The sequence below is a fragment of the Pseudoalteromonas sp. PPB1 genome (genome assembly GCF_015356275.1).
Taxonomy (GTDB): Bacteria; Pseudomonadota; Gammaproteobacteria; order Enterobacterales; family Alteromonadaceae; genus Pseudoalteromonas; species Pseudoalteromonas rubra_D.
This window is the reverse complement of the sequence record NZ_JACEQV010000013.1, coordinates 103120-127367: the sequence shown is the minus strand read 5'-3', so window position 1 is coordinate 127367 and position 24248 is coordinate 103120. Positions and strand designations below refer to the sequence as shown.

The window sequence follows — 24248 nt, the reverse complement described above, 5'->3', positions numbered from 1 at the left end:
AGGCTAACCGAGATGATTGGCGTTAGAGTGGGGGGTATGTGGAGACTCTATGGAGTTTTAATGGTGAGTGTGGCCTCCACACCCTGCGCGCGATTGTTGATGGTCAGCTCACCATGATGCAGTCTGGCAACTCGCTCCACAAAATTGAGACCAAGTCCCGTGCTTTTTGCGCCATTGGCACGAGGCAGGGAGTAAAATCGCTCACATAATCTGGGCAATGCATAATCGGGGATTGTGGGGCCAGTGTTATAAATGCTGAACGAACATGTGTTGCCGGCAGAAGTGACGGACAGGCATATCTCTCCATGTAAGGGGACAAAATCCAGGGCATTTTCCAGCAGATTAAGGATAGCTTGTTGTAACAGGAAGGGGTCGCCGCTGATCACTTGTCTGTGATCTTGTGTCAGGGTGAAGGTGACCGATTTTTGCAGCACCCGATGAGTCAGTATTTGTTCGCATTGGTTAAGCAGCGATGCAATTGATACGGATTGTCGGGTGTTCAAAGTGGGCAGTTGCTCCAGTTTGGCCAGCTCCAGAAGTCTGTCGATCAGCTGTTGCATTCGCTGGGTTTCGCGCTCGATATTGTGTGCAAACTGGTGGCGCTTATCATCACTCAACGGCATCTGTAATAGTTCGCTGGCCCCTTTGATACCGGACAATGGGCTTTTTAATTCATGTGTTAAGGTTTCAACATATTGCTCTATATAGACCTTACCATCGAGTTGATTACGCATTTGTTCCACTGCATCACTGAGTTGGCGATATTCGTAAAAGACTCTGAATTGGGGCTTTTCGGCTTGCTTGCCCAGGCCCATTTTTCTGGCATAGTCAGCGAGTTTACTTACTGCTGAGTTGATCCGCCAGGCGATAAGAGCACCGATAAGAAGTGCGAGCAAGCTCAGCAGAGCGAGCCATTTTACGATGCGCTGCTGGCTGTGTTCGATGAATGGCTGTACCGAGCGATTTGCTTTAGCAACGGTGAGACTGCCTATGATCTGATCCTGGTAAATCACCGGGGCAGCAATATGCATAACCGTTGACAGAGGATCATCGGGATCGGTTGCACTGGAGCGGGCGCCGTATTCTCCGCGCAAAGTCAGGTATACGTCGTTCCATTGCGAAAAGTCTGTGCCGACATCTTGTTGCCAGGAATCAGCCACCACAATACCGCGATGATCCGTGAGGTAAATGCGATGTGACATAGTGGTCTTTTCCACTCCCCAAATCGCCGCATCGACTTCTCGCTGTCCGTATATCTTCATCAGTTCAACTAAGCGACTGTTACTGGTGGTGCCCTGAGCCAGATCTTCTGCGACGACAACCGCGAGTAGATTGGCCATATCGATCAGGGTTTCTTCGGTTGCCTGACGTATGGCTGGCTTAATCTCTCTGAGCATTGTATTGCTAATCACATAAGTCGTTAGCAGGACTAAGATCAGATAGAGCATGAAAAATCTCAGCCCCAGAGGGATACGTGGCCAGTGTCGAGCCTTCACGCTGGATCCTCGAAGTAGTAGCCAAATCCTCGCTTGGTTTTTAATGGCGCAGCACAGTCATAACGTTTCATTTTACGCCTAATCGTTTTGATATGACTGTCGATGTTACGCTCATAACCACAGTCAGCCGGCGCTTGTGTTGCATCCAGCAGCTGAGTTCTACTCAGAACACGAGGTGCCTGGGTGATTAGCGCCTCAAGCAGCTTGAATTCCAATGCTGTCAGGCCAAGTGCCGATCCTTTGTAGTAATAATCAAAGTTTCTGGCTTGCCACTTTGGTACTTGCTCCGTCGCCATATTTGTCACAGGTGGATGCAGTTTTTTAAGTCTGAGCTTGACCCGGGCGAGCATTTCTCTGGGGCTAAAGGGTTTAGTGACATAATCGTCCGCGCCAATTTCTAATCCAACCACCCGATCAATTTCATCACTGCGTGCCGTAAGAAAGATAATCGGAATAGCGGAAAACTGACGCAGCTGTTTACACACGTCAAAGCCGTTTCCATCTGGCAGGCCAACATCCAGGATCAACAGCTCGGCAGGGTGTTGCTGTAAGTACTCATAGCCAGCCCCGGCGGTTGTAAACCAGTGTACTTCAAACCCGTCCATTTCAAGAATGTGGACCAACGTATCAGCAATGGCAGGCTCGTCTTCAATTATTACTATCGTCATATATTAAAATTCAGTTTGCTCAGCGCGTCGGGCTAACATATTACCTGCAAAGCAAAACTCGGTAAAATCGGGGAAAGTCATTGCGCATTCAGTTTCGCTTTTATACTATGCGCCGCGCTTACTACAGTGGTGAGCAATACTGCTTTACTATATGGAAATAAAGGTTTTTTATGAAAAAGCTATTCACACTTGCGGCACTTGCCGTCATCACCGCCACATCAGCCCACGCTACTGAGACTAAACAATGGTTTAACAGTGCTACTTATACCGATCAGGACCGTACGTATGATAATGATGCGTTGATGATAAGCAGCCGTTATTTCTTTGCTCCGCAGCAAAGCTCAGGTGTTTGGGACGACTATGGCTATCTGGATACCGACAGCAATGTTGGCCTGAGTTACTACAATGATGAGTACATGAACCGCTTTTCTTTTGCAGGTGAGGGATATTTTAGCAAAGAAGTATTCGTGGTTGGTCGAGTCAGTGACCTCGGTGAAATTGACGATCATTACACTTACGGGATCGGGTATCTGTATAACGACAAGCTGAAGCTGAGTGTTCGCCGCAATGAGTCTGATCTGGGGGCTGACAGCACCTGGTTAAAAGCCGAGTACAATCATCAGCTCAATGACACCGACTATTTAGGTGTAACTATAGATACAGATGATGAGATGGACAATTACACGGTATCTGGCCGTTATTTTATGCATCTGGATGCCGAGCGTTATATCAGCGTGGATGTATCCCATCATGAGGTCGATTTAGGATACACCGATGAGTCGTATACCAATGCTTTGGTGAACTATTACTTTAACCGTAATATTGCTGTGGGCGTAGGCTCTTATGACTCTGATTTAGCACTGGAAGGTAAGTACTTCTTTAATGACAGCTACTACCTAAGAGCTGAATATATAGATCGTGATGCGGGTGAAGAAACCAGCTTGCAGTTTGTGGCGCAATTTTAAGGCCTACGCATAAAACAGGGTTGCAGCGGCCTGCAACCCTGTTAAATAATCACGCTTCGTCTGGTTTAAAGGCTAACAGGTCGCCGGGCTGACAGTCTAAATATCGACAGATCTGTGCCAGTGTTTCAAAGCGTACCCCCTTCACCTTACCGCGTTTGAGCAAAGACAAATTTGCTTCGGTGATCCCTATGGCTTTGGCCAGCTCTTTGGATGACACTTTGCGCATTGCCATCACCACATCTAAGTTCACAACAATCTCCATAGCTTAAATGAACTCCTTGTTTTCATCTTCGATTTCTTTTGCTGCTTTAAGCAGGTAGGCCACCACAGCGAAGAGTCCGAGCGTCGTGAGCTCACCAAAAGGGATTTTCAGCACCACCTGATTTGAGTGGTAGAGCGTGTGATACCAGTAATCCAGAAAAAAATTCAGGCCACACGAATAGAGGACCAATGCAATTTTTGTCCAGATAAATCCCTGATAGCAGGTGTAGCAGTGGTTATGAAAAAACTGTCCGCCACTAAAGAGTTTTAATAGCCTGATTATCCAGTACACACTGAGTAGCATCCCAGCCAGCAAGGGGAGAGTGAGACTAAACAACATGCCGTGACTGACTTGTCCACTTTCCCACAATAAATTGAATGACTCGCTTTCGATATACCGTACCTGACCATTGATGATCAGGTGATAAATAAGAAACGAAAATACCAAGCCACTGATACCCAACACCACAGCGCGGAAGGTGCCGCACCAGCGCTGAATTTTGTCTGTCGATTTGACCATAAAGATCCCATGTTTCTATGTTGTTCTTGATAAGAATCATATCACACAGAAACTAATTTCTGAAAAAAGAAAATAAATTATCGTTTTACAATAATAAAAATCCGTGTAATGATATTTTCAACAAAGAGAAGGAGTGACATGATGAAAAATAAAAGCACAGTAACCAGATTAGCGTTGAGTGTTGCACTGAGTACCGTACTGGGTACTACGGCTGTGTTGTCAGGCTGTACGCTGAGCGACAAGCAGCCAGTGAGTGAGGCAGAGTCGGTTCAGCATGTTTCGGCATTTGTGGATGTGGAGAGTTTATTCAGCACCAGTGAGAAAAAGTCAATTGCGATGTCAAAGGATGGCCAGTGGATCGCATTTCTGAAAATGCACAACGGCGCACATAATCTATTTGTGGTGGCTACCGATAAGCCTGATGCGAAACCTGTACCTGTGACTAACCTCATCGATTCGGTTGACAGTTTTATTTGGTCTGCCAATCACAACGAGATCTTGTTTTCTAAGGATCATCAGGGCAATGAAAATAGCCAGGTTTATAAACTGGCGCTGAACAGCACAGATCTGACAGCCAGCACTATGACGAGACTCACGCATAATGATGAGGTCGATTACATGCTGTTGGGACAGTCTGAGCAGGATGCTAATATTTTGGCTGTCGCCGCCAATCACGTAACACCTGAGCGCATTGATTACTTTCACCTGACGGTGGATAAGGGCGAACTGACACAAACTCAGACTAACAGCGTGAGTCTGTTTGAGACACAGCTGAATAAATCGGGTCAGGTGGCACTGGGTTTGGCGCTCAACGCTGATAACTCCAGAAGCATGTACACATTCACAGACGGGCGCTGGCTCAAGGTGATGACCACTGAACCGGGAGAGATCCTGGAGATCATCAGCTTTGATGAGCAAACCAATACCGCTTTTATTGCAGGCAGCATTGAAGGACGCGATAAACAGGAACTTATCAAAGTGGATTTAGCGACTAAGTCGACAGAGACGGTTCACCTTGACCCCAAGCAAAGCTCGGATCTGCACCACGTTGTGTTCGATGAACAAGGGCAACCACTGATTGTATCTTATTATGGCGGTAAGTTGCGTAATTACCCACTGACCGATAGTGCGGCTAAAGCGTTACAACAAATACAGAGTCGCTTCTCACAAGATATTGAATTAAAAGTCGATAAAATAAACCATAAGGAAGATCAGTGGTTACTGACGGTGTCTTTTGCTGACCGCCCGGATCAAAAATATGCATATTATCCGACTCAGGATAAGCTGACAGGTCTGTTGAATGAGGCTCCAGGGTTTGATCCTGAGTTGTTGGGAGATCGAAAGTCTATTACTTATACGGCATCAGATGGTGTTGAAATCCAGGCATATCTGACTTTACCTAAAAACCTGAATAAGAACCTGCCAACCATAGTGTTGCCACATGGCGGTCCCTGGGCGCGAGATCAGTGGGGCTACAGCAGCGGTTATTTTGTTCCTGTGGCGCATTATTTTGCTAACCGCGGCTATGCCGTGCTACAACCTAACTTCCGTGGCTCATTGGGATTCGGTAAGCGCTTTATTCAGCTGGGCGAGAAAAACTGGGGCACAGGCACTATGCAGCATGACTTAACAGATGGTGTAAATTACCTGATAGAGCAGGGCATTGCTGATAAACAACGCGTGGGTATTATGGGTGCTTCCTACGGCGGGTATGCTGCACTTGCTGGTGCGACATTTACACCAGACGTATACAAAGCCGTGATTTCTTATGTTGGTCCATCCAGCCTGGTGACTTTGATGGAGTCTTTCCCGGCACACTATCGCCCTTATCTGGGGACCTGGTATGTCTCTGTAGGCGACCCTGAGATTGCAAAGGACAGAGCAGATATGGAATCACGTTCACCGATTAACTTTGTTGACCAAATCAAAGCGCCTTTGATGCTAGTACAGGGGGCAAACGATCCGCGTGTGACACAGGTTGAGTCGGATAATATTGCCAGAGCGCTGGCCGCTAAAAATCACCCTCTCGAATATATTCTGGCAAAAGACGAAGGGCATGGGTTTATGAAGCAAAACAATAAACTGGCCTCTATCGTGGCAATGGAGCGCTTTTTTGCTAAACACTTGGGTGGCGGCACCTCTAACACGGTTAATCCAGCCATCAGCGCACATTTGGATACTTTGCGTGTCGATGTCAATCAGTTATAACACCGGTTAAACATGCTGTATTAAACTAAAGCAGGGCGATGATACCATCGCCCTGCTTTTTGTGTTTGTGTCAGTACTGAGGCATCAGAAGGAGATAGGGTCTTCAGACATAACGGATAGCAGAAATGGTGTATAGCCCATGATGCCGATGAGCATAAGGAGTGTGAGTACACATAAGGTGACACTGGTTGCTAACTTTACCTGTGCATTGCGATTTTGCTGTGCATAGAAGTAGAGTTTGGCTGTCAGTAGCGGGATTAAAAAGCAGCCAAAGGTCCACATAGGGAAGAAGGGGTCGCCAAATGCGGGATTAAGATCCAGGGTGGTACCGGTGACCAGATAGCTGAACACGCCCACTCTCAGGAACCACTGCGCATTTGACACAAGAAACAAGTAGATAGCCCATTTTCTGTGGCTCGCGATGTCTTTTTTAATTGCGCTGCGTACCGTTAAATAAGAGAACAGTAGGATCAAAGAACCATTGATGCTGGTGCCTATATCGCCAAGTTCGATCGGGCTGGCGTCTCTGAACCACACCAGGTAATACCCTGAGAAAGCCAACAGAATGACGGTAAGCAGATAGACGTAGCCATTGATTTTATGAAAAGTGGGGAAGCGGTTGCGCATTTTAGGAATAAGTTGAAATACGCCACCGAAGGCAACGATGCCTGCGCCGATTGTGTGCGCTGCAAATGCCAGGTTACCGGCAAAGTCACCCACATGATAAGGGGTTGCACCCATGACCTCCCAGCGGTTCCAGATTTCCATGTTGCCATTGATCACAGAAAATCCGTAGAACTTAATGATGTAGTAAAAGAAAAACCATTGCCCGAGTAACACAGAAATAAACCAGAATATGGCAGTGTAACTGAGCGTCTTGCCAGCAGTGCGCGTTGATATACCTTTGTTCGATGTGGTTGCGCTTGCTTCTTGAATTGCTTCCGACCCGGAAGTCGTATTAAGTGTTTTGTCCATTGTGACGGCCTCGTAACTGTGAATATGCTTTCAAGTGTGCCGTGAAGAGGATGTTCAGTCGTTCGAATGGGCCTGCTCATACCAAATTGTTTGCATTAGATAAAAATAAGCCTTCTTATCAATTGGTTGTGGTTTTCATGGGTGGATGTGTCGGGTGGCTTTTCGCTTTTGAGTTACTTTTTATATGCAGATTATGGTGTGCCCTAGTGGCGATAAAAAACCTATTGGTTGACCCTACTATATTAGAGTAACCAATAGGTTAATGGCGCTTATGTCAGCAATTTAGTTTTACAGCATGCGCTGAGGCGATACTAAAAACTGCGATAGGTTTCATGCCATAAATTATTAATGAACCTCAATTTAATGCTTCCGCCCACAGGTGGCGTGACGTTTGAGTGACCTTTTAGTCTGAGGTTTCCATTTGCATGCTCAAGCGTAGTATTTGTATTGACGAAAAATAGCTCAACCTCTTTGTCGGGTGCATTTGCTCCTGTTAGGTTTGAAACTAGTACTCCGCGCTCATTGTTGACGGTATACAGTGTACTGGCTGTAACGTCGGGGGCTGTGCTTTCGGGCAGTATTAATCTGGAGACTCGGTTTCCAAAATCAACATGTGGCATGATATCACCCGTCCAATAGCCACCATTGTTGCCCCATGCATTATCCGCAAACTGTGGATGGATAATATGGATGGATGGCGTATTTATTGTTTGATCAGATGTTGTGCTTAAACGATATTGATGCTTGTTGCCAGATATAAATGGTTTTAAAACATGGAGTGACCTGGGGCGTAAGATGTTGATTGCATATCTTGAAGGCCAACTTATGTTGCATTCAACATTGATCTGGCTACCACAGGAATCAAGTTTGATACCATCCCTGCCGGAGTTTTTTGAAGTAACATGAGCATTAATGTCGTTGCATGACCGCCACTCAAACCCATCTAAGCCTGCCTCGTCGCATATATCGCTATGGTTTTTAATCGTGTCGCATAAATTGTAGGAATAGCCATAGTGCAGGCTTTTCTTCACTCTGTTATTTTGTGTGATCACATTAAACGATTTGAGGCTACTTGCCGCGGTAAATTTAATCCCGGCAACTGCCGGACTTTGTTCCGTATAGCCAACGCCTGCGTGTTCAATGGTGTTGTTCTCGATAACAAAGTAATCGTTATCGAAGTGGGTGTCTGTTTCGATGGCAATTGCATCAAAGCGCGTCTGACCGATTCTATTGCCGGAGATAATACCGTTGTGTACATTTCCCTGCGCAGTTATGCCTTTAAAGACAGAGTGTGGCACTGTCATACCAACGCAAGAAAAATTGACGACGTTAGTAAACCCAATCGCATTCTCTGCTCCGACTCCTGAGCTTGTGTTACTTGCAATGGCACCACCGCCACAAATGTGGCAGTTTTCAATTGGGGCATGGGCTTCGCCAGCGAACCCAATGACATGTCCATCAGCACCCGTGCCATTGTGTAATGAGTGCAGTAACGCGCCATTTTCAACAATCAAAGTGATATTGCTACGTCTTATGGTTACACCACCATGATTTGGCCAGTTAGCATCGATACGGTACTTCGCAGTACCCACGCTGGGTATGAGTATGGTGCCCCCCGATTCTGGTAACGCGCTGGCTGCGGCGAGAATAGCATGACGATTCGCCAAAGCACTTTCTTCCTGATTGTCACCCTTCGCACCAAAGCATAGAATATTGGCAACACCATTGAGCTGTAACTCTGCGAATTTATTGTTTGTACAATTGTGATACTTACCCTTATCTTCGTTTTGCTGACTGCCTTGCCGGATAAGGTAATAGGCATGACCACCGTCACCGGCCTGGTAGTATCCTTTTGTAAAAACAGTGTCTCCGGCTTTGAGCGCAGTGCTTGCTCTCATCTCTGCGGTATTATCAAAGGAGAGTACATGCGCAGAAACGTCCGTTGTTTGCGCTGATGCGCCTTTAGAAAGCGTTGCCAGTCCGGCACTGCCTAAGGCCATGCCTGCTAAGCCGAATAGTTGCCTTCTGCTAATCTGGGGATTTCCTTTTTCACTCATATTACTTCTCAGTTTCGTTGTTATTAGATTTTAATTACCATTGATGCGACTTAATTGTGATAGTGACAATTAAGTCGCACCTGTATAGAGGTGTGATATTTACTCTGTGCAGGTGGAACTTGCTTTTTATTACTGTCTGAGTACATAGGCCCGACTAAGCAGAGCAAATATGCTGCTCTTAGGACACTCAGGCTGGTCTGGCTGGTACCACCTGAATGACAAGATAAAAAGAAAGTTAGCTCTCATATTACAGGCCTAGGTGTTTCTAAGACATAGATTCAGCACCTTGAGAGGAGGCGCTTGATTTGGCTTTTTTTCCGTTGAGTAGAATGCCTATCCAGGTATGCCTGACCAATAGCTGGTAACTAACCAAGCCAATTACTAGGGTGGCGGTCACGGAAATGATGAGCTTAAGCAACAATGGCAGCGAGGTATTGCTCAGTGGAAACTGGATGTACATCAGTACCGGTACATGGATGAGGTAAATCCAGTATGACGCGTCGGACATATACTTGTTCAGCTGACTGTATTGATTGAGCCATTTATATCCGGCGAGAAAGGCAACACCGGTCCAGCTAACGATGGCAACCGATTGTGCCAGCACGGCGTAGAGATTGATGTGCTCAGGTGTCATGTCTCCGGTATTCGCTGCTCGTATGATGGTCTCTATGGAGGGGGGAGGGTCCATCAGGTAAAAGTAAGGCAGTAATGACACACAAGCTAGTATCAGTAAAGGCGTAAAGTATCTGGCGTATTGTTCTACCCGGGTATGATGATGATAGAGCCCGGCACCGATCAAAAACAGGATGCCATAAAATCCGAAGGACCAGAGTTGCGGATACAGCTTATCGGGTGCCGGGAATGGTACCAGCTGTTGGTGCATGGCAAACGTGAGCAATAGCGGCAAAGCCACCCCTAAAAACAGGGGGCGGACGACAAAGGCGAGTATAGATTGATAGACCTGAGTATATTTTTGTAATAACCAGATAATGCAGCAGAACTGGGTCAGGTTCCACAGAAACCACAAGTGCATGGTGGAGATGAGCGGTTCTTCGACGGACTGAAAAATGGTAAACAGGCCCGGCTTTTCATGAACTATCTCTGCGCCCCAGCCAAGTGCATGAATTAGTACCAGCATGGTCAGCGGAAAAAATATCACAAAGGGCAAAAAAACGCGTTTGAGGCGATTGCTGATAAAGGCATTACCACCATGTTTACTGATCAGCAATGCGGCGCAAAACCCTGCGATGGCAAAAAACAGCGGCATTCTGAATAGGTGTGACCAGATGGCAAAGTATTCGAAGGCGACATGGTTTCTGGGATCGGCGGTAAACCAGATATTGGAAAAGTAAGGGCCATAGGCCAGCGCTGCATGGAACACCACGCCCAACAAAAGTGCCAGGCTGCGCAAGTTATCTATGTAGTGAAAACGAGGGGAAGTGTGCATAACGTTTATCCTTAAAGCTGCGACTGTGAACAGATTAGCATCAAACAGCCCGGGAGAATACTGATCTAGGGACACCGCGTGGCATAAAAAATATGCGCCAGGATGTTTCAAAATTGTCCGGATAGCTAAACTGGCATTTAGGCACCGTTGTGCTTGCAAGATTGAAGTGTGCAGTGTCAGCACAGTCACCTGTTTCGTACTAAAGTTTAGGGGTCCGTTCGTAAAATTGAGATACCTGAATATGCAACAACCTAAGCTGCAGCCATCCATCAACGGCTGCGATAGCTGTTTGATGTCATTGTGCCTAATTCTGGAGGGCCCCCTCGCATGACCGGTTATTTTATTCAGGCTTTTATTTATCTGGCTGCAGCGGTGGTGATGGTGCCACTGGCAAAACGCTTGGGGCTTGGCTCCGTATTGGGTTACCTGATAGCGGGTGTGCTGATTGGCCCTGTGGCAGGTATCGTCGGTAAAGAAACGGTGACAATACAGCATTTTGCTGAGTTCGGCGTGGTGATGATGTTGTTTTTGGTGGGGCTGGAGTTACACCCTCAGATGCTGTGGAAAATGCGTCACAGACTGCTTGGGCTCGGCGGCTTGCAGGTGATTGCAAGTGCTCTTTTGCTTGCTTTTATAGCCTGGCTACTGGGTCAGCCACTTTCCATTGCGGTGGCAATTGGTCTGGTCTTTTCTTTGTCGTCGACAGCCATTGTGCTGCAAACATTGAATGAGAAAGGTCTGACGAAAACCGAGGGCGGGCAAAATGCGTTTTCTGTGTTACTGATGCAGGACATCGCTGTGATACCGATACTGGCATTTATCCCTGTTTTGGCCTTACCTGAGTTAATGAGTGCAGCGCAAGCGCTGCAAACCACAGCGGAACATCATGAAACATTGAGTCTGGTTGCAGGTTTGCCGACCTGGGCCTACGCGGGGGCTATTTTTGCCAGTATCGCCGGTGTGGTTGTGATAGGTCATTATCTGAGTCGTCCCTTGTTCCATTATGTTGCTAACTCCGGGTTACGGGAAATCTTTGTCGCAACTGCGTTGTTACTTGTGATTGGCATCGCGACTTTGATGAGTCTGGTTGGGCTGTCTCCGGCACTGGGGACTTTTCTGGCCGGCGTGGTGCTGGCGAACAGCGAATTCCGTCATGAGCTTGAATCAAATATAGAGCCTTTTAAAGGTCTGTTGCTGGGGCTGTTTTTCATTACGGTGGGGGCAGGGATCAATTTTGCCATACTCTCTGAGCACTTACTTTTGATCCTGAGCCTGACGCTGACCGTGATGCTGGTAAAAGCCGCAGTACTGTGGGGGCTCGCTATGGTGTTTAAAATCCACAATAGCGATCGCTGGTTGTTTGCGCTGAGTTTGTCTCAGGCCGGAGAATTTGGTTTTGTGCTATTAAGCTACGCACTGCAAAACCATGTCATCCCACCCGAAACAGTGAGCTTGCTGCAGCTGGTTGTGGCGTTGTCTATGTTTCTGACACCGACCTTGTTTATTCTCTACGACAAAGTGATTTTACCCCGATATCAACATACGACTAATCAGCAGGGGTATGATGAGATTGATGAACACGGGCAGGTGATCATTGCGGGGATCGGTCGTTTTGGGCAAATTGTTAATCGTTTACTCATCGCCAATGGCGTTCACACGGTGGTGATGGACCTGGATGCAGCTCAGGTGGAGTCAATGCGCCGCATTCAGGTCAAGGCTTACTTTGGCGATGCCACACGGCCTGAATTACTGCATACCGCGGGCATTGAGCAAGCTGCCTTATTGGTTGTTGCCATTGACGACAGAGAAAATGCGAAGGCACTGGTGCAGGCGGTCAAGCATAGCCACCCTGGAGTGACAGTGCTGGCCAGAGCATTTGACCGAGGCCATCACTACGAATTGAAACATGCTGGCGCGGATGTGATTGTCAGTGAAACGTACCATTCGGCGCTCGACCTGGGGGCACAGGCGCTTACCTGTCTGGGCTTTGCGTCAGAGATTGCGGCGCAGAAAAAACAGGCCTTCTGGGAAACCGAGCAGGCCGCATCAGAGCGGCTCTACGATACCTGGCAACATGGTAGTGATGGCCAGCAATACGACCATGATTTTCGTAAGCTCTTCATCCAGACTGAGGAGGCAATCAAAGCAGCCATGCAAGCCGGGCACACTAGTGGACAGAGCAGCGATGACGTCACGAAACAGGGCTAATGAGGAGCACCGTATCAATGCTGGTGCAGACAGTGACAGACCTGATATGCTACACGCTTTTAGCGACAACTGAGTACGAAACATGATTGACGATAAAGAATTGATCAGCACACTGGACGAATTGGAAGCGTTTTTACAGCTGGTGGAAAGTGGTGGGTTAGGTCTGAATAACGCAGCAGGTGTTGCGTTGGCGACGAATAATAGTAATGGCCGGCCATTTGTTGCTGTGCTGGATGATAATCATCAGTTGATCCTGGGTCGCTGGGTGACGCAAGAGGTGTTTGATAATGGTAAGGACCTTGTCCGTCAGGGGCCTAAGAAAGCGCACTAATCGTGTGCTGAACAGATGTATCGGGTCATTTTGGTTTGTATACATCTGCCACCCTCTGGGCCCACAGTGGGAAACCCCTACACCGGCCAATGCTTTATGCGGATTGGTATAATAAAAAACAAAACTACAATAAAAACAGGAAAGTCAGATGCAGGTTCCTTGTGAAGAGCTAGCCAAAGTTGAACATCGGCTCAATAAACAAAATGCGCTGGGTGCAGCGATTGCTGGTGGATTGTGGGTGTTTCCCATTTTATTTGCCTGGTTTGGTGCTTTTACATTAAACGCAGACTTAGGTCCCTTGATGCTGACCGTCAGTGGTGTGCTGGTCGGCTTAGTGATCCGGTTTCACGGTCGTGGCTATCAGAAAGTATTTGGTGTTATCGCCTTTGTACTGCATACCTGGTTGGTTTTTCTGGCCCTGGCATTGGAATTAATCGTCAGTAACGATACCTGGCTGATGGTATTGGGTATTTTATATGTCACTGGTGTTTGGTCCAGTGTGTACCTGGCGCGTAAAAAGGTACCATTTTCTGAGCACCGGGCCTTTTTTGAGCTCGCGGAAAAACAGCAGCATGCAAGTCGGAAAAAGCTGAAAAACCGTTGGTTCATTGTGTTACCCGTTTTACTGATCACCTCGCTGGCCACTGGCCTGATGGCAATATATGGTGTCACGACAGCGGAGCAGTTATTGATTGCACAGGAGCTAGACGAACAGCAACAACAGCGAGCACTGCGCGCTCAGAAAAACGAAATTGACGTCACACCTCAGGGTCTTAAAGCCCTCTCAACCAGACAAGCGTTGCATTATGCCTACGCCTATTTTAGCGGCTATCGGATAGATGAATATGGCAGAAATAAGGGCCAGTTTGTGCACTCTGAGTTCAAAGCGAAAACCATCCTGAGCCATTTGATGGAGCAAAGGGCTGAACCCCGTGCTTTGTTCATTCTCGGCATCATCAACGGGGGGAGTCAGGGAAGTCAGCAAATTGAGCAGGCGGCAGAGCTTGGTGATGACTATGCTAAGCTGTTTAAAACCATTGAGTTTGGTTGTCGCTATGATAAAAACCAGGCATTGATGCTAATTAACGGCTTGGCTCAGCTGACCGATGAGTCTCCTATCAGCGCAGAAATTGACAGCATTCGCAGCTACGGCTTTGAGCCCGTTTGCGCTGATCTTAATACGGGCAAATTTGAATACAGTTTTATTCGTGAGTATCAACCGAACAGCCGCTAAGATAAGCGGCTGTCTTCCAGATTGAAAAAGGCAACCTGATCGGTCAGCACCCGGGCCTGACTCTCCATGGTTTTGCCCGATTTTGACGTGGTTTCGACCAGGGAGACATTTTGTTGAGTAATGCCATCCATTTGTGCAATGGTAGAGCATACCGCGGCGATACCAGATGCTTGCTCTTTACTGGCATCGTCAATGTTCGAGACCATGTCACTGACTTGCGCAATTGACTGAGTCAACTCATCGAAAGTCGTGCCAGAATCATAAACCAACTTGCTGCCTTCGGTGACGGCGTCAACACTGTTTTTGATGAGCGCTTTAATTTCTTTGGCTGCGCTGGCACTGCGTTGTGCCAGGTTACGCACTTCACTGGCAACCACGGCAAACCCTCTGCCAGCTTCGCCCGCTCTGGCGGCCTCAACCGAGGCATTGAGTGCCAGCAGGTTAGTTTGAAAGGCAATTTCATCAATCACGCCAACGATGTCGGAGATTTTTCGGCTATAGCTTTCAATATTACCAACCGCATTGATGGCATCTTCAATGGTTTGTTTACCACTGAGTGCTTTTTCACGGACAACGGCAGCCCGTTCCGACGCTGTGGTTGCGCTGATCGCATTATTTTTCACCGTCGCTGTAAGTTGCTCCATTGTGGCGGCGGTTTCTTCCAAACTGGCTGCCTGACTTTCTACCCGGCTATTGAGCTCTTCATTATTGGAGGCGATTTGTCGGGCGATATCAAACACCTGAGCGGCCCCGTTATTGATGGTCTGCACCAGCTCGCTGAGCTTGTCGAACAGACCATTCATTGCCTGCGTCAGCACTGAGAAGTCCTCTCCCAGTTCAGCGGTGATCCGGTGGGTTAAATCGCCTTGCTCAAGTGCAAAAATGGCGTTTTTGATATGCTGCACAGCCTGTTTTTGTGCCGTGATATCAGTGGCATATTTCACCACTTTCACGGGACGACCGTGTTGATCCAGAATGGGGTTATAGGTTGCCTGGATCCAGATTTCCTGGCCATTTTTGGCTATTCGCATATACTGCCCTGAGTCAAACTCACCGCGATTGAGCTGCGCCCAGAATTGTTGATATTCGTTGCTTTGCGCCTGCTCCTGGGTGGCAAACATGCGGTGATGCTGGCCTTTTACTTCGTCTAGTGTGTAGCCCATGGTTGCTAAAAACAGGTCATTGGCCCACAGAATGGTGCCGTCCATTTCAAACTCAATGACCGCCTGAGATTTATGAATGGCCTGTACTTGCCCCTCCAGATCCGCTGTGACTTGCTTCTGATGGGTAATATCCATGGCGTATTTAACCACTTTCAGCGGCTTGCCCTCATCATCACGAATCAGGTTATAAGTTGCACTGATCCAGATAGGCTTGGCATGTTTGCCCAGTCGAAAAAATTCACCAGAATGGAAATGGCCATTCTTCAGGTCTTGCCAAAACTGCTGATATTCCTCACTTTGAGCATACTTGGGCTCAACAAACAGCCTGTGGTGCTGGCCGATGATTTCCTCTTTGCTATAACCCATGGCACTCAAAAAGTTGTCGTTGGCGTCTAAAATGGTCCCGTCTAAATTGAATTGGATCACCGCCTGAGAGCGATTGATTGCTTCTATCTGCCCCTGTGCTTCAAAAGCTTTTAGTTTGTCTGCGGTAATGTCAGAGGCGAACTTCATGATTTTCCAGAGCCGGCCATTCTCGTCATACAAGGGGGTATAGTGTGCCTGGATCCATACCGCCTCACCGTATTTATTGACTCGTTTAAACTCTCCTGACTGAAGCTCGCCTCGACCCAGAGCCCGCCAGAATGCCGCATATGCATCGCTGGCTGCGTCTTTTGCGCTGACAAACAGGCGGTGGTGCTGACCCTGGATCTCTTCAAGCTGATAACCCATTACATCAAGAAAATTTTGATTGGCCGTTACTATGGTGCCATCGAGGGTAAACTCAATGACTGCCTGGGCGTTGCGGATCCCGTCAATCTGACTATTGAGATTGATTATTGTGTGTTTTTGCTTTGAGATATCGCTGGCTAACAATAGGACTTTCGCTGTGCGTTGGTGTGGATCCGGCACCGGAACCAGTTTGGCATGCAGCCAGGCAAATGTTTGCTCCGAGGTTTGCCATTTAAGGTCACACTCAATTGTCTGGCCTTCACAAAGGGCTTCCCAGCAAGTGGCATTGAGCTGTTCATTGACCACAAATTGCTGATAATGTTGATTAACTAACTGCTGTCTTGTGGCATCCACAAGGGATAAGAAGTGCTCGTTGGCATTCAATACCGTGCCTCGCAGGTCCAGCTCTGCCCAGGATTGTGCGTTTGTTAACGCCTGTGTGGCTGAAGTGGCGTCCACCAAAGGCTGATACTGCGCTGTTACATCCTGGATCACAGCAAAGCTGTGTGACTCATCCAGCGGGCACAATTGTACTGAGACGTGAAACTCTGTGCCCTCGACATTGTGCATGGTGCAGATCTGCGCGCTGCTATGTTGACGTTTTTGCAGTGCATTATGTAACGTCTGGTAGTCGCTGTGACGATTGCACAGTGCTGACAATGTCTTGGGTGGGGCGCTGCTCGAAAAAGCCAGTGCGGTATTAAAAGCCTCGCTGGTGGCGAGAATATTACCGTGCCGGTCGAGCTTTAGCCAAGGTAATGTTTGCGGTAGGGTGATTTGTGGTTCTGTTGTTTTTGTTCTTGAAAAGCCGAAGAGCGCCATATCACATCCTGGTATGTAGTGGATTATCTATACACACTATAGACAAGGAATTACAGCGCACCCAAGTTTGTGCGTGAGATAAGGTTTTATACGGAGCAGCCCATCAACAGGCTGCGCCATACGTAGCAATATCAGGCGTCGCTTTCGTTAACCAGAATCACTTTACGATGAGGGAAGGGGATCTCTATATTGGCTTCATCGAGGGCTTTTTTCACTTGCTCAGGTACGGAATAAAGCACATCAAAATAATGTGCGCCGTCGCAAAACGGTCTGACTAAAAAGTCCACTGAGCTGTTATTGAGTGACTCCACTTCTACAAATGGGGCCGGATCTGACAAAATATGGGGGTGCGCCTGCAAAACGGATTGGATCACAGCCCTGGCCTCATCTGTGTTTTCATTGTAAGCAACGCCAAAACGCATATCGACACCCCGAATTGCATGATGTGAGTGGTTAACGATTTTACTGCCCCAGATATGACTGTTGGGGATCACGATTTGTTGGTTGTCGAAGGTTTGCAATATGGTCGTAAACATATCAATTTCAGTCACTTTGCCAAATTGTCCTGCTGTGTCGATAAAGTCGTTGACCTTGTAGGGGCGGAAAATTAACAGCATGACGCCCGCCGCGAGGTTGGATAGGGTGCCTTGCAGTGCCAGGCCTACCGCAAGCCCGGCGGCACCGAGCAAAGCAATGATCGAGGCGGTTTGTACACCAAATCGATTGAGCACAGCGATGCCGACAAAGGCCAACACTGTGTACTTGGCAACACTGCCAAAAAATTTAAACAAAGTATCATCGAGCTTGTCATAGCGATTCGCCACAGAGACAACCGCTTTATAAGCTTTGCCCGCCAGCCAGATGCCAATGATCAGTATTAGTAATGCCAGTACCAGGTTGGTTGCCCAGTCAACGGCGACAGGTAAATATTGATTGATATCGATTTTTTCTAAGAAGCTTTCCATACACCTACCTCGGTAAAATAATTGAGAGAGTCACAGAGCGTTTGCAATCATGCGTTTAAAAGCTAGTTGCAGACACGAGATAGTTCAACCTGAAGAGGGTGATCTTGCCAAGATAGTGCGGTAAGCGAATACGGGTGGTCCACAGACCACCGCGTTGAATGTTATCAGAGGAGCCCCTGAGCGATTCCGGCCAACATAAAGGTGACGACCAGCCAGACAATGTGTAACTTGAGGTGTTTTAACAGGTAAAAGCCGACCAGGACCAGGGCAATATCCTGTGCTGAATGCACTGCACTGGTAAAGACGGGTTGATAAAGCGCAGCCACCAGTAATCCAACCACAGCGGCATTGACACCACTTAGCGCGCCTGCCACTGCGGGTCGATTGGCGAGTAGTTGCCAGTTCTTGAGCACGCCCAGTAACAACAAAAAGCCAGGCAAAAACACGGCTAAAGTCGCCACCAGTGCGCCTGTGACAGGGTTTGTTGGCATCAATGCGTAGCCAAGATAAGTGGCAAACGTAAACATTGGACCGGGCACCGCCTGAGCAGCAGCATATCCAGTCAAAAAGGCATCCTGACTGAGGGTGTCGCCGACAATGTTTTGCAGCAGCGGCAGCACCACATGACCGCCGCCAAACACCAGACTGCCAGCCTGATAAAAGTCATTAAACAGGGCCGCTGAGGGACTCAGATGGGCGACAAGTGGTAGACCAATAAATAAGCCCGCAAACACCATCAAAGGCAGCCAGCTTGCTTTGAAAGTGGCACTGGGATGCGCCTTTTGGGTATTGCCGCGCAGGTAAAAGACGCCAATCAGGGCTGCCAGCAGCAGCACCGCCATTTGTGTAAAGATACCCGGGAGTAACAGCAGGGCGATGGCCGTAATAACGCACACACTGACCGTGAGGGTGTTTTTACAAAAGTTCTTATACATTCCCCAGGCAGCGTCGGCAACAACCACAATGGCAAGCAGCTTAAGCCCGTGCACCAGGTTTTGAAACACACTGGTGTCGGTCACTTGGCTGGCCATGAGCGCCAGCAGCACCATGATAATGACTGACGGAAGCGTAAAGCCGATGAAGGCCGCGCAGGCACCACTTAGTCCACCGCGTTTGTAGCCCAGAGCGAATCCGACCTGGCTTGATCCGGGGCCGGGCAAAAACTGACTCAGCGCAACCAGCTGAGCATAATCGGCGTCATCCAGCCACTTGCGTTTTTCCACAAAGGTCTGGCGGAAGTAACCTATGTGTGCTGCCGGACCACCAAAGCTTATCCAGCCGAGTAAAAAGAAGGTCTTAAAAATAGCAAACATAATAATGCGCGCTCTGTTATCACAATTGCCGCTAGAGTAAAAAATGACGTAGAATGATTCAAATTAATAGTTTTGATTATATCTATGAACAATATGGGATTGGGCTGTGAGCTTTAGTGATGTGCCATGGCGGCAGGTAGACTTAAACTTACTGGTTGCCTTCGCTTATTTATACCGCTGCCGCAGTGTCAGTATGGCGGCTGAGCAGGGTTGTGTCAGCCAGTCAGCGATGAGCCATGCTCTGGCACGACTCAGACGTCTTCTGGATGACGAGTTGTTTGAGCGTAAAGGGCATACCATGGAGCCGACAGAGTACGCGCATCAGATAGCGCCTTTAATTGAGCAGCTGCTGGATACGGTGTCGGATGGCTTGCTGCACAAAAAACACTTTGTTCCGGAGCAGTATGAAGGCGTATGTCGCATCGGTCTGACGGATTATGCAGAGCTGAATTTTGCGCCTGTGATATACGACCGTATTCGCACCGCCGCGCCTCATGCACAAGTAAGTTTTGTAAACGTGAATCGTAGTAACTACATGACACTGACCGAACAGGAAAAACTGGATCTGGTCATTGGCAGTATCACTGAACCAGATCAGGCATTTAGCAGTCAGGTTCTGTACACCGAGCGTCACGTTTGTCTGGTGGATCCGGCTGTATTTACCACAGAGCTACCCATGTGCATGACTACTTTTGCACAGACGGAGCATGCCCTCGTGAGCCCGGATGGCCGCTTAACAACTCAGGTCGATCAGTTGCTTGCCAGGGCAGGCCTGACACGCCGGGTGACGGTGGCCAGTCGCAACTTCCTGACCATACAGCGCTTGCTCAGCCAACGACGCTTGGTGGCCATTGTACCGCTAAAAATGGCTCAGTTGGCGTGTGAGGATGCCGGGCTGACATACTTTGAGCCGCCGCTGCGTGTGCCGGATTTTGATATTGCAATGTTGTGGTTGAGTAAGCGAACGGGTGATGACAAAAATGCCTGGCTCAGAGCGCTGGTACAGACAGTATTAACTGCACCAGATGATCTGATAGAGCCTTAGTGAAGGCTATCAACCGTTGCTATTTCAGTTCGGACTGGGCCCTGGCAAGTTGCCAATAAATGCTCGCTGAACAACCCAGCCGCCACGACAATCTCCGAGGCTTGACTTTGAATGTCACGCAATTGCGTCGACAATTGCTCAACCCTGGTGGCTGATATTGACGTACCAGCTTTACAACTGCGTAGTACTGAGAGACTAATTTTATTGATGTCGCTGGCCTGCTCCAGCACTTTGGAGAGCGCCTTCAGAGCTGGCGTGCTTCTGAGCAAAGACGCAAGCAGTTGATAGTCTGCTTGCCAGGCTATTAGCGTCTCGGTGATGTGTTGCAATGCGTTGCTGTCGCCCTGTCTGAATTGTGTTAGTTGTTGATAGAGCCGGATCAGAGCCGGGCTTTCTACCGGCAGAAAGTCAACTAAGTGTGTTAATGGTGCGTTTTGGTGATACAAGCCTTGCTGATACTTAATATGATGACGTGTGTAGTAGCTGGCTGGTTCAAGCTGCTCCGCAAAGCGCATCAGCAAAGCCAGGTTGTGAGGACTATCGTGTTTGGCCAGTAGTCTTTTGAGCCCCTGCCTGAACTGCTTTTGATGATGCAGGCCGATGGCATCGGCAAAGTCAGAGATGGACAACAATCTGTGGTACATGTTTTCGGAGTCTGTATGCAGACGTGGAGACCATAGGCGCTCTGCGATAGCAAACAGACGTGGCCAGCTGCGCACATCCAGGTTGTGTTCGGTAACCAGTTCACTCCAGAGGGTTGCTTCTCCACCCAGAATATTACCTTGTGCCTGGGCGCTCATCGCGCTCTGGAAAGGCATATTGGTAAAGTCTGCCTGGGTAAAGTGTGTATCTAACTTTCCCGTTACCGGATAGACAGCGTTGCCGATCAGGATCCGACCAGATAATCCTGATCTCGGGTTTAGTGTGAGTTCCGCACGGGTTGGACCCATCCAGCTATCGATGGTGGCGTTGAGTCGTGATAAGCCCGCTCCGGGCGGGACTAGCCGGCTATCCAGACGGGCTTGTTTAAAGGGGCGATCATTGAGTTGTAGGTATACATGATTCAGTGTTTGCTGAGAGGACACCAGCACCAGTTTACCACGCACGGCACTGCCTTTGAGTCTGGGCATGGTGAAGTCCCAGGCCTGAATGACTTCGTTGTCGTTGAGCGGATGTGCTGTGTGCAGATCGGTATCAAACGGCTCATTGCGATAGTGGTAAGCAGTCGGCTGAGGCTGATCGATGTAAAATCCCGCGGATAACAACGCCGGGTATCCCTGTGCGGCAATCTGACTCAGGCTTGCTTTACCACGCCAGGACTGGATCATCACATCTTTGTCCAGGGCGGGATGAAATATTTCGTCCCAGCCCATCATTTTTTTGTTATGCCGGCGTAAGATAGCCTGCACTTTGGTGTTGAAATGCGCTTGCAGGTCGGCGGAAGTGTTGAGTTTATGTGTGCGCATATACGCCTGGACCCGCTTGCTGTCTTGCCACTGTTTTGGGTGTACTTCATCGCCGCCAATATGCAAGTAGGGGTCCGGGAATAGTTCAGCCAGCTCTGCAACGATTGCATCAATGAAGACATACACCTCAGGTTTGCTGGGGTCTAACAAAGGCTCAAATATACCCCAGCCATCTTCCATCTGATAGGGCTTCACCTGTGTCATCAGTTCAGGATAGGCAACCGCAATGGCAGAGGCGTGACCGGGGACATCAAACTCTGGCACCACACGGATCCCAAGGTTGCTGGCGTACTCAACGATGTGTTTGATTTCGGCCTGCGTATAGTACTGGCCATCGGACGCGAGTTTATGCAACTTTGGATAAGCTGCTGAGGCATATCTCCAGCCCTGATCATCAGTCAGGTGCCAGTGAAATACATTCAACTTGGCGGCAGCCATACCGCGTAGCTGCCGTTCAATCGCCGGAATAGAAAGAAAATGGCGGACGCTGTCGAGCAGCAGTCCACGCCAGGGAAAACGGGGGCTATCGTCTATTTGTAGCAGGGCCAGCTCGCGGCTGTCACGGGCAAAATAGAGTAACTGACTGAGGGTTGCCAGTGCCTGTAGCGCGCCAAAATCAGAGGCGGCACTGATATCAATACCTGTGTGGTTGATACGCAATTGATAGTCTTCATTGTGGTTGAGCTGGGGATATTGACTGGTACCGGTTTGCGGAGTTTGCACAGTGACATTGATGGGGAGTGCTGATCCAGAGGTGACAGACGTAACCTGGTAGCCAAAATCAGAGAACTGTTGTTGATAGTAAGTCTTTACAAAGGCACTGCGCTGCGAAGACAGACCGGTGAGCGACAATATCAGCGGACGATCTATCGTAAGCGATTGTCCTGACTGTACCAGTGAAGTGGGCACAGGCATCAAAATGGCTGCATGGTCTTTCGCTCTGGCGATCTCGGCAGATAGCATGAGCAGGCTTAATATAACCCCGCACAGCAAAGTCTTGAGTCGAACTATCATAGCGATCATTTCCCTGAAATACCGATCAAAAAGAGGTCTATAAAATCGTGTTTATGGGAACAGTGCAAATGAGAGATTTTCAATCAGGCGGGTAAATGCTCAGATCCAGGCTGTAATCCTGCGTAATGTTTTTACGGGTGAACTCAGATTAATATCTGCGAAACGAACAACAGAGCCTGCTATCAAACGATAGCCATGGCACACAGTGAGGTGTGAGATGTGTACCCGAGTATTTAATAATGGTCAGCGTGACTATCTGGCGACGGCCCGTAATATGGATTGGATGTATCCACTCCCAACCAGCTTTTTTGCGTTTGATAAGGGGCTGAGTAAAACCGGTCTGGCGGAATCAGATGGCTGTATGGATGAGGCGCTCAAATGGTGCTCGGCGTATAGCAGCATCGTAGCCATGGTAGGGGATGAACGCAGTGGCTGGGCCGCGTCTGATGGCCTGAACTCAATGGGGTTAGTGGCGAATGTACTGTATGACTCTGGTGCCAGCTATGGTCAGGCATCCTTCCGTGCGCACAAAAAGCAGTTGAGTGTGTTGCGGTGGGTGCAGTATGTGCTGGATAACTTTGTTTTTGTAAAAGAGGTTGTGAAGGCGTTTAGCAAACAGGATATCCTGCTGGTGGGCGCTGCGGTTCCCAACAGCGATGGTAAACCGGCGCAATTACACCTGTCTGTTTCAGATGTCACCGGCAATTCAGCCATTATTGAAGTGGTAGACGGAGAGTTTGTTTGTTATGAAAGCAGTGCTTATCAGATAATGACCAATGAGCCGAGCTTTGATAAGCAGTTAAAAATAAATGATTACTGGGCCTGGCAATGGTCCGCGGAAAACAGCAACCCAAGCCACACCATCCCGGGGGGCGCTTTTTCAACGGATCGATTTGAACGCGCAACGTTTTATCTGCACCATATGGACGAGCCCACTAACATTGATGACGCACTGGCTCAGGCCAGAACTGTGGCTGCAAATGCGTCTGTACCGCTGGGTTACAACTTTACGGTCAGTGACAGCCCCAATATCTCTAATACGCTGTGGTCTACTTATGCCAGTCACAGTGAACCGGCTTACTATTTCAGTAATGCCCAGACGCTGAATGTTGTCTGGTTTGATCTGGCGAATGCCGACTTCGAAGCCCCGGTACAAAAACTGGACCTAATCACAGTGTCAAAAAGTGGGACGGTTGAAAATCATCATTTTGATGGCAAGATTAACGCGCTCATGACTGCGGCAATTGATCCTTACCTGAATCTGGAGCGCCATAGCGATGTGTCCCTTGAGGTCATCTGTTAACCTGGTTCCGCCAGGCGTGAGGGAGCAGCCGGTTTGAACGCCGGCTGATAGCATG

At 48.5% G+C, this 24248-nt stretch carries 18 protein-coding genes; 7 read left to right on the top strand and 11 right to left on the bottom strand.

Annotation, left to right across the window (positions count from 1 at the left end; translation table 11 throughout):
• Positions 1-47: 47 nt before the first annotated feature.
• Both creC and IY568_RS14635 read right to left on the bottom strand, forming a co-directional pair.
• Positions 48-1496, bottom strand: a complete 1449-nt coding sequence (gene creC / locus IY568_RS14640; RefSeq protein WP_125562915.1) for a two-component system sensor histidine kinase CreC — start codon at positions 1494-1496, stop codon at positions 48-50.
• Positions 1493-2164: a response regulator gene (locus IY568_RS14635; protein WP_125562913.1), complete on the bottom strand. Its 672-nt coding sequence runs from the start codon at positions 2162-2164 to the stop codon at positions 1493-1495. The genes creC and IY568_RS14635 overlap by 4 nt, the downstream gene beginning before the upstream one ends.
• 170 nt (positions 2165-2334) lie before the next feature.
• On the opposite strand from IY568_RS14635, the gene IY568_RS14630 reads away from it, so the two are divergent.
• Positions 2335-3129 carry a putative porin gene (locus IY568_RS14630; RefSeq protein ID WP_125562911.1) on the top strand — a complete coding sequence of 265 codons (795 nt, stop codon included), beginning with the start codon at positions 2335-2337 and terminating at the stop codon, positions 3127-3129.
• Between the two features lie 49 nt (positions 3130-3178).
• Here IY568_RS14630 and IY568_RS14625 read toward each other — a convergent pair whose 3' ends face one another.
• Positions 3179-3391, bottom strand: a complete 213-nt coding sequence (locus IY568_RS14625) for a helix-turn-helix domain-containing protein (protein WP_010384149.1) — start codon at positions 3389-3391, stop codon at positions 3179-3181.
• 3 nt (positions 3392-3394) lie between these two features.
• A complete protein-coding gene (locus tag IY568_RS14620; protein WP_125562909.1) occupies positions 3395-3910 on the bottom strand; it encodes a hypothetical protein in 516 nt (171 codons plus the stop codon).
• Positions 3911-4048: 138 nt separating this feature from the next.
• Here IY568_RS14620 and IY568_RS14615 point away from each other — a divergent pair, with 138 nt between their 5' ends.
• Positions 4049-6118, top strand: a complete 2070-nt coding sequence (locus IY568_RS14615) for an alpha/beta hydrolase family protein (RefSeq protein WP_228553356.1) — start codon at positions 4049-4051, stop codon at positions 6116-6118.
• A gap of 84 nt (positions 6119-6202) precedes the next feature.
• Here the strand turns inward: IY568_RS14615 and IY568_RS14610 are convergent, their stop codons facing one another.
• The 3 genes from IY568_RS14610 to IY568_RS14600 all read right to left on the bottom strand — a co-directional run bounded on the left by IY568_RS14610 (position 6203) and on the right by IY568_RS14600 (position 10597).
• Positions 6203-7093: a DUF2306 domain-containing protein gene (locus IY568_RS14610; protein ID WP_194867973.1), complete on the bottom strand. Its 891-nt coding sequence runs from the start codon at positions 7091-7093 to the stop codon at positions 6203-6205.
• A 311-nt stretch (positions 7094-7404) separates the two neighbouring features.
• A complete protein-coding gene (locus IY568_RS14605) occupies positions 7405-9150 on the bottom strand; it encodes a hypothetical protein (protein WP_194867972.1) in 1746 nt (581 codons plus the stop codon).
• A 265-nt stretch (positions 9151-9415) separates the two neighbouring features.
• Positions 9416-10597 carry an acyltransferase family protein gene (locus IY568_RS14600; protein WP_194867971.1) on the bottom strand — a complete coding sequence of 394 codons (1182 nt, stop codon included), beginning with the start codon at positions 10595-10597 and terminating at the stop codon, positions 9416-9418.
• 327 nt (positions 10598-10924) lie between these two features.
• On the opposite strand from IY568_RS14600, the gene IY568_RS14595 reads away from it, so the two are divergent.
• The 3 genes from IY568_RS14595 to IY568_RS14585 all read left to right on the top strand — a co-directional run bounded on the left by IY568_RS14595 (position 10925) and on the right by IY568_RS14585 (position 14370).
• On the top strand, positions 10925-12805 hold the full coding sequence (locus IY568_RS14595; protein ID WP_125562901.1) for a monovalent cation:proton antiporter-2 (CPA2) family protein: 1881 nt from the start codon (positions 10925-10927) through the stop codon (positions 12803-12805).
• An 82-nt stretch (positions 12806-12887) separates the two neighbouring features.
• Positions 12888-13136 (top strand): hypothetical protein, encoded by a 249-nt coding sequence (locus tag IY568_RS14590; RefSeq protein ID WP_010384156.1) that lies wholly within the window; start codon positions 12888-12890, stop codon positions 13134-13136.
• A gap of 148 nt (positions 13137-13284) precedes the next feature.
• Positions 13285-14370, top strand: a complete 1086-nt coding sequence (locus IY568_RS14585; RefSeq protein WP_138538565.1) for a hypothetical protein — start codon at positions 13285-13287, stop codon at positions 14368-14370.
• Here IY568_RS14585 and IY568_RS14580 read toward each other — a convergent pair.
• The 3 genes from IY568_RS14580 to chrA form a co-directional block, all read right to left on the bottom strand.
• Positions 14367-17087, bottom strand: a complete 2721-nt coding sequence (locus tag IY568_RS14580) for a methyl-accepting chemotaxis protein (RefSeq protein WP_194867970.1) — start codon at positions 17085-17087, stop codon at positions 14367-14369. The genes IY568_RS14585 and IY568_RS14580 overlap by 4 nt on opposite strands.
• 131 nt (positions 17088-17218) lie before the next feature.
• On the bottom strand, positions 17219-18052 hold the full coding sequence (locus IY568_RS14575) for a mechanosensitive ion channel family protein (RefSeq protein WP_010384161.1): 834 nt from the start codon (positions 18050-18052) through the stop codon (positions 17219-17221).
• Between the two features lie 164 nt (positions 18053-18216).
• Entirely contained in the window at positions 18217-19365 is a 1149-nt protein-coding gene (chrA, locus tag IY568_RS14570) for a chromate efflux transporter (protein WP_194867969.1), read from the bottom strand.
• A gap of 106 nt (positions 19366-19471) precedes the next feature.
• On the opposite strand from chrA, the gene IY568_RS14565 reads away from it, so the two are divergent.
• Entirely contained in the window at positions 19472-20410 is a 939-nt protein-coding gene (locus tag IY568_RS14565; RefSeq protein ID WP_125562892.1) for a LysR family transcriptional regulator, read from the top strand.
• Here the strand turns inward: IY568_RS14565 and IY568_RS14560 are convergent.
• The gene (locus IY568_RS14560; protein ID WP_194867968.1) at positions 20407-22890 is read right to left on the bottom strand and encodes a family 20 glycosylhydrolase; all 2484 of its coding nucleotides are present in this window, start codon (positions 22888-22890) and stop codon (positions 20407-20409) included. The genes IY568_RS14565 and IY568_RS14560 overlap by 4 nt on opposite strands.
• A gap of 217 nt (positions 22891-23107) precedes the next feature.
• On the opposite strand from IY568_RS14560, the gene IY568_RS14555 reads away from it, so the two are divergent.
• On the top strand, positions 23108-24193 hold the full coding sequence (locus tag IY568_RS14555) for a linear amide C-N hydrolase (RefSeq protein WP_194867967.1): 1086 nt from the start codon (positions 23108-23110) through the stop codon (positions 24191-24193).
• Positions 24194-24248: the final 55 nt, after the last annotated feature.

Excerpts from the sequence above, each read along its gene's own strand:
- IY568_RS14605 (WP_194867972.1), bottom strand. The coding sequence starts at position 9,150 with ATGAGTGAAAAAGGAAATCCCCAGATTAGCAGAAGGCAACTATTCGGC.
- IY568_RS14580 (WP_194867970.1), bottom strand. The coding sequence starts at position 17,087 with ATGGCGCTCTTCGGCTTTTCAAGAACAAAAACAACAGAACCACAAATC.
- IY568_RS14600 (WP_194867971.1), bottom strand. The coding sequence starts at position 10,597 with ATGCACACTTCCCCTCGTTTTCACTACATAGATAACTTGCGCAGCCTG.
- IY568_RS14615 (WP_228553356.1), top strand. The coding sequence starts at position 4,049 with ATGATGAAAAATAAAAGCACAGTAACCAGATTAGCGTTGAGTGTTGCA.
- IY568_RS14625 (WP_010384149.1), bottom strand. The coding sequence starts at position 3,391 with ATGGAGATTGTTGTGAACTTAGATGTGGTGATGGCAATGCGCAAAGTG.
- IY568_RS14635 (WP_125562913.1), bottom strand. The coding sequence starts at position 2,164 with ATGACGATAGTAATAATTGAAGACGAGCCTGCCATTGCTGATACGTTG.
- IY568_RS14560 (WP_194867968.1), bottom strand. The coding sequence starts at position 22,890 with ATGATAGTTCGACTCAAGACTTTGCTGTGCGGGGTTATATTAAGCCTG.
- IY568_RS14610 (WP_194867973.1), bottom strand. The coding sequence starts at position 7,093 with ATGGACAAAACACTTAATACGACTTCCGGGTCGGAAGCAATTCAAGAA.
- IY568_RS14595 (WP_125562901.1), top strand. The coding sequence starts at position 10,925 with ATGACCGGTTATTTTATTCAGGCTTTTATTTATCTGGCTGCAGCGGTG.
- IY568_RS14585 (WP_138538565.1), top strand. The coding sequence starts at position 13,285 with ATGCAGGTTCCTTGTGAAGAGCTAGCCAAAGTTGAACATCGGCTCAAT.
- IY568_RS14630 (WP_125562911.1), top strand. The coding sequence starts at position 2,335 with ATGAAAAAGCTATTCACACTTGCGGCACTTGCCGTCATCACCGCCACA.
- IY568_RS14620 (WP_125562909.1), bottom strand. The coding sequence starts at position 3,910 with ATGGTCAAATCGACAGACAAAATTCAGCGCTGGTGCGGCACCTTCCGC.
- IY568_RS14590 (WP_010384156.1), top strand. The coding sequence starts at position 12,888 with ATGATTGACGATAAAGAATTGATCAGCACACTGGACGAATTGGAAGCG.
- IY568_RS14575 (WP_010384161.1), bottom strand. The coding sequence starts at position 18,052 with ATGGAAAGCTTCTTAGAAAAAATCGATATCAATCAATATTTACCTGTC.
- IY568_RS14555 (WP_194867967.1), top strand. The coding sequence starts at position 23,108 with ATGTGTACCCGAGTATTTAATAATGGTCAGCGTGACTATCTGGCGACG.
- chrA (WP_194867969.1), bottom strand. The coding sequence starts at position 19,365 with ATGTTTGCTATTTTTAAGACCTTCTTTTTACTCGGCTGGATAAGCTTT.